The following is a 6182-nucleotide window of genomic DNA, read 5'->3' as shown; positions in this document are numbered from 1 at the left end:
TGGTTTCATCGTTACTTTTACATGAAAGAAGATAACATAAAAAGAAAACTATAATCGCCTGCCCTTTAAAAGATGAAATCATTCTCATATCTCTATAATTTTAGCTTTATCAATACCCTGCAGTTTGTTGAAGGTTACTGTTTACATTTATTTCTTTGCCAGGTATAGGGAAGAACAATGGGATTGTCTTTCCTTTAAGGTTTGGGACAATTTGGTATGCATCTATTGTCCCTCCGTAATGAAAACGTACTATATCCGGCCAACGTTTAAGCTCAAACCAAAGTTCTCTGAAACGTTCATTAAAGATTTCTTTTTCAACGGACTGTTTATCCTTTGCTCCCTTATAATCTCCTATTGCTGCACGGTTTCTAACTTTGTTAAGTTCAATTACCGCCTCATCTGGGAGATTTAGGGCAGCAAGCGCCTCGGCTTTGAATAGAATCATCTCGGCAGTCCTGTAGATTACTATGTCATTTTCCCAATAACGATCGTCAGAATAGACAGTACCTCTGAATTTATTATCAAAGACACCAATAACGTTGTTGTTCGCATCTACCGCTGTTATGATTGACGCAGCTTTTCTTACATCATTTGAGCTGAAAAGTTTCTTTATCGTATCACTTGGAGCATAAACACTTCTGGCACCGTTTGTGGCGTATGCCAGCAAATTTTTATTGGCGGCATTTGCTACAAATAATGCTCTCGGTTTTAGCCTGCTGCCGTACTGATCCGACTCTTCATTACGCAGGAAATAGAGAGAAAATATGATCTCATTGTTTTTTTTATTTCCCGTATCATGAATTTTAGTAAAGTCTGGCAATAAAGACACTCCCGATTGCATTACTGTATCAACCGCTGCAATTGCGCCGTTAAGATCTTCATTAGCGCCGTTAAGAACTTTCTTTTTCCACAATAAGGCATCTGCTTTCAAGGCATAAGCTGCCGGCATGGATGCCCGGTTTTTATCTACATACCCTTTTTCCGGGAATAAGGATATTGATTTATTGATATCACTAAGTATCTGAGTCATTACATCAGCTGCAGGGGATCTTGAAGGTAGAGCGGTACTGCTGCTTTCGGTAGGTTCCAGTACTAAAGGGACATCTCCCCATGCTTTGATCAACATCAGATAGGTATAGGCCCGTATAAAATATCCCTGGGCCAGACATCTGTTAATGTTATCCGTTTTGGGATTAGTCTGGCTGCCATATTTGATAAGCAGATTGCAGTGATGAATGATATTGTAAAAGCTAAGCCAACTGGGAGCATTGGCATCGGTTAGATTTTGTGCCCATGCTACAGTTACTGAGCCTTCCAGCCCCGGAATAAAAGCATCGCTTCGGTCTTCACCATAATAGGTGGTATTTACCAGACTCCTTAAATCCGAGTAAATGCCGGTGGTATATCCTATGACATCACCTTCTCCTTTCCAATAACTGCCATTAGTGATGTAGGAGACTGTGTCAACATCCACTAACTTATTGCAGCCTATGGAAATAAACAAAAGAACTAACCATATTGAAGTTATTATCTTTTTCATTATCTTTTCTTTAAATATCGATTAAAATGTTAGCTGGGCACCAAAATTGATTTCAAGTGGACGAGCATAAGAACCCTGGTCATTCCCGGTATAAATTTCAGGCATCAATCCATCATAAGCTGTAAGATATCCCATATTGTAAATTCCTCCGAAAACTTCCATTCCACTTACATAGTGTAAATATTTCATGGCCTTGGAAGTGAACCTGTAGCTTAATGATAATTCCCTGAATGCCAGGAAATCGCCTTTGGAATAATATAAAGAGTTGTTCGTTGTATACCCTGAACTAGAGCCTAAATTGTTCGGATTTCTTAAGTGATTCCTGAAATTGTAGTCTGCATCGCTCTGTACGGTATATTTTGGAATGCTTGCTATATCTCCTTGTTTTTTCCAGATTTTGTCACTTAACACATCGGTAAGTGTCATATTGTTATTTCTTGCACTTCCGTTTAATCTTCCTCTGAACGAATTGTCAATGACATGACCCAGAGCATAATCAGCAACAAATCTTAAGGTGAATGATTTATAGCGTAAGGTATTGACTAAGCCTCCTGTTTTATCCGGGCGGATATAACCCATGAATATCATATCCTGATGATCAATTTGTCCGTTACCGTCCACATCTTCCCAAATAGCATCTCCGCCATGTTTGGTACGCCCATTTGCTTCTACATCATAAGGTGCATTAGCGGCATCTGCGTCAGTAGCATAGACTCCTGTCAAATGGTATGCCCAGCGACCTCCATATCTTTCACCCTCAGCAAAACCTCCGACACTCTTGTAAGTCTTTGTTTTGGGATCATATACGGTATTACCTCCAATACGATGTTTTTCTGCCCCGTTGTCAGGCAACTTTACAACAATTGACCTGTTGAAAGCAAAGGTAAAATTCACATCCCAGCTGAAATCTTTGTTACTTACCGGAGTTGCTTCAAGTTCAACTTCAAAACCTCTGGTTCTGATTGTTCCATAGTTGCTCGTAATAGAGCTGAAACCGGTGGAGGTATCCAGGGGTTTGTTGAAAATCCGGTCAGAAGTTAATTTGCTATAATAATCAAGGGCAATAGTAACCTTGTTATTTAATAATCCAATATCAGTACCAAGGTCAAAAGAGGTTGTGGTTTCCCATTTAAGGTTTTTATTTGCCAAAGTAGTATTGAGTATGCCAACCGCTCCTTCATATTGATAGGCTGTACTGTATTGTCCTTGAGTATCATAAATTGAAAGGTCATTGTTACCAGCCTGTCCCCAACTTGATCTTAGCTTAAAGGCGGGAATGTATTTTGCCATTGATTTCCAGAAAGCTTCATTGTTTATATTCCATCCTACTGATACACCAGGGAAAAGCGCCCACTTATTATTATCGGCAAATTTTGAAGAACCGTCATCTCTCAGACTTACAGTGGCCAGGTATTTATTGTCCCAGTCATAATTGATACGGCCAAAAAAACTTAACATGGCATCGTAAGATTGCGTGGTGGAAATTTTCTGGGTTGTTGTAGAGGTGGCATTCAAGGTTTTGACATTATCGGTAGGAGCACCATAACCAGAACCACTCATTGCATAATTGAAGTCATTAATGTAACTTGAGCCTAAAACAGAACTGAAATGGTTCTTTTTGATATCCTTTTTATAGTTTAACAATAAGTCAACCTGAGCCTCACGGATATAAGCATCGCTTTCTGAAGCATTCCTGTTTTTATTCACTTCATTATATGCCTCGAAGGCCGATGATCTGCTGTCTGTAGTGAACCAGTAAACGGAAGGATTAAAAGATAATCCTGGCAGAATATCCCAGTCTGCACCTACTTTTATAGTATTACGGTAAATCTTGTTATCATCGTATTGATCTCTATAAAACCATTCATGATTTCTGTTTCTGAAAGAAGTGACTCCTTCTCCTGGAGCAGGAGTGCCATCCTCATAATTCAGCCGGTACGTAAAAGGCATGGTTACAGAGCGGCCTAGTACATTTTGATAATTATCAACACCTTTATAATCACGGATTTGATATTTTATATCTGTATAGATTTTCCAGGAATCACTGAGCTTGTAAGTTCCGTTTAAAAGGAAGCTATAATCTTTAGTGTAAGTTCCAAATACTATACCACCCTGATCCAGATAACCAACGCCCATGTAGTAAGAGGTTTTTTCACCTCCTCCACTTATATTAAAGTCATATTCCTGCTTGTTGGCTTTCTGGAAAGTAACGTCCTGATAATTGGTTTCCTTGAAAATGAGTTTTTTGCCCGTAACTGGATCAGCCATTGTTTGCCAACCCTGGTTGTCCAACAGATCAGTGACATAATTCTGCCCATAGTTTTGGATATAGGTGTCAAGAAATTCGAGTGTGTTTTTCGAGTTCCGGGGGTTCCCGGTTGACATTCCATAAGTTCCACCGTTAAGAAACATACTCGGGTTTGTCGTATTGTACATAAAAGTGTTATAGCGACTGACCTGAATGTAATCTCTGGCACTGGTAAAATTGTATTTCTTTCCCAATTGTTCGGAGCCGGTTGTGACTTTAAAATTGATAGTAGGTTTGGTTTTGATCGAGCCTGATTTTGTTTTTACGATTATAATTCCATTAGCAGCCCTGGCCCCATAGATGGCTGTCGAGGCAGCATCTTTAAGCACCTGAACGGTTTCAATATCGCTACTGTTTAGTTCGCTCAAGTTTCTCATACTTCCTACAATACCATCTACAATGATTAATGGCGAATCACCTTCCGGTGAAGTGGATGTCCCTCCTCTGATAAAAATTTGAGGATTGGCACCGGGTTGGCCGTCAGAAATTTGCAGGGTCAAACCTGCCACCTTGCCTTGCATTTGAAGCATGGGATTAGCCGATGGAGAATGCGTAAATTCTTCTGCATTTACTTTAGAAATTGAGGCCGTAACTTTTGACCTTGATTGTTCTCCATAGCCGATTACAACAACTTCATCAAGGCTTTTAACATCAGGTTTTAAAGTTACCTCTATGGAACTTTTCCTGGTAACAAGAACTTTTTCCCTGGCATAACCCATAAATGAAAATACAAGTATTGAACTATCACTGGGAACTTTTATGTTAAATTTTCCATCTATGTCCGTCATAGTGCCGGTGAGGGTGCCCTCAATCACTACATTTACTCCAGGCAGTACTTCATTTGTTGTACCGTCTTTGACTGTTCCGACAATTTCTTTCTGGGGAATACTCTGAGCAAAAAGAGAGAAGTTCATAAACATCAAAAACAAAATGAACAGAGAGGTTTTGCCATAAACTGCTACTCTGAAATTTTTGTTTTTCGGATAAGGCAATTTTAGAAAAAGATTTTTTTTCATAATTTTGTATTAATTTATTTGATTTTAAGAAAGATATTTAAAGGACATGTTCTCCTTTTCATAGAAAACTGTAGGAAGTTATTTATGGAGAAATAACAGGCCCTTAAAATATCGGGGGAAAGAGGGTGTCCCTGGCGAAAGGGATATCCTCTTTTTTTGCGTTTAGGTTTGGAATTTTCATCTGCTGATTAATTTGGTTTAATAAAATCTCTTTCAATATCAGCGCTTAGGGTGATATTATAATTATACTTGAGATAAGGGCTGTGTTTTTTGAAAAAATCCAATTTCATCCAGTTCACTTTTTAGCGATTGTTTTTCCTCTTCAGATAAGTTTTCTAATGGTACACGGCAGGGGCCGCATTCAATACCCAGGAATCCCATAATTGCCTTTCCTGCCAGAATAGCGCCTTTATATTTAACAAGTTTATCAACCACTTTTACAGAAAACTGTTGAAGTTCCTTTGCCTTTTCCAAGTCACCTGCACGATAAGCTTTCCAAAGATCAAGATATACTGAAGGCATAAAATTGTATGTGCTTCCTACTGCTGCATGGACCCCCAAGGTTATTCCACAAAGCAGGATCTCATCAAATCCGTTCAGCACTTCATAGCGGCCATTATCGAAAGCAATGCACTTTTGCATATCATAGAGATCTGAATGCGTGAATTTAACTCCTGCAAAATTTGGTATCCTTTCTTTTGCCAAAGGAAATAGCTCACTGACCTTAATATTTACTCCAGTCATCGATGGCATATTGTAATAGTAAAATGGCAGGTTTGGAGCAGAAGCGGCAACAGGAGCCAAATATTCTATCAGATCTTTTGCTGTTGAGGGTTTGAAAAATGATGGTGAAATACAACCAATGGCATAGGCTCCTTCCTTTTCCGCATGGGCTGCCAGTTCTTTACTCTGAGCAAGGCAATCACTGCCCACATGGCAAATGATTTTAAGTTTTCCTCCTGAATATTTTACCCAGTTTGAGAGGACAGCTTTGCGCTCTTCTGTAGTCATAGAGAAACCTTCACCCGTTGTACCACATACAAATGCTCCGGTTACTTTAGTTTCAACCAGATGATGGGCATAAGCCTCAATATTATCCACACAAATATCTCCTTTCCCATCCATCGGAGTAAAGGGCGCTGCGATGAGCCCTTCCAACTTTTTAAATTCCATTTTCTTTTTTTTTATTGATCGTTATGATTTTTCTGTTTAATAATTAATTTTTTCCACTTGCAGAAAATATTTTAGAGGTCCTGATCCCGGGCTTTACTTCTCCACATGTTATGATAAAGCTATTGTCCTTTATTATTACATTTGT

General features: G+C 39.0%; 3 protein-coding genes. All 3 read right to left on the bottom strand.

The window, feature by feature from the left end; translation table 11 throughout:
* Window positions 1–109 precede the first annotated feature (109 nt).
* A complete protein-coding gene (locus Q8907_11180) occupies window positions 110–1540 on the bottom strand; it encodes a RagB/SusD family nutrient uptake outer membrane protein (protein MDP4274829.1) in 1431 nt (476 codons plus the stop codon).
* Window positions 1541–1561: 21 nt separating this feature from the next.
* The gene (locus tag Q8907_11175) at window positions 1562–4864 is read right to left on the bottom strand and encodes a SusC/RagA family TonB-linked outer membrane protein (protein MDP4274828.1); all 3303 of its coding nucleotides are present in this window, start codon (window positions 4862–4864) and stop codon (window positions 1562–1564) included.
* A gap of 243 nt (window positions 4865–5107) precedes the next feature.
* Window positions 5108–6037 carry a dihydrodipicolinate synthase family protein gene (locus Q8907_11170; GenBank protein MDP4274827.1) on the bottom strand — a complete coding sequence of 310 codons (930 nt, stop codon included), beginning with the start codon at window positions 6035–6037 and terminating at the stop codon, window positions 5108–5110.
* Window positions 6038–6182: the final 145 nt, after the last annotated feature.

The sequence above is a fragment of the Bacteroidota bacterium genome (assembly GCA_030706565.1).
In the GTDB taxonomy this organism is placed as follows: Bacteria; Bacteroidota; Bacteroidia; order Bacteroidales; family JAUZOH01; genus JAUZOH01.
This window is presented reverse-complemented; position numbering and strand designations above follow the sequence as displayed.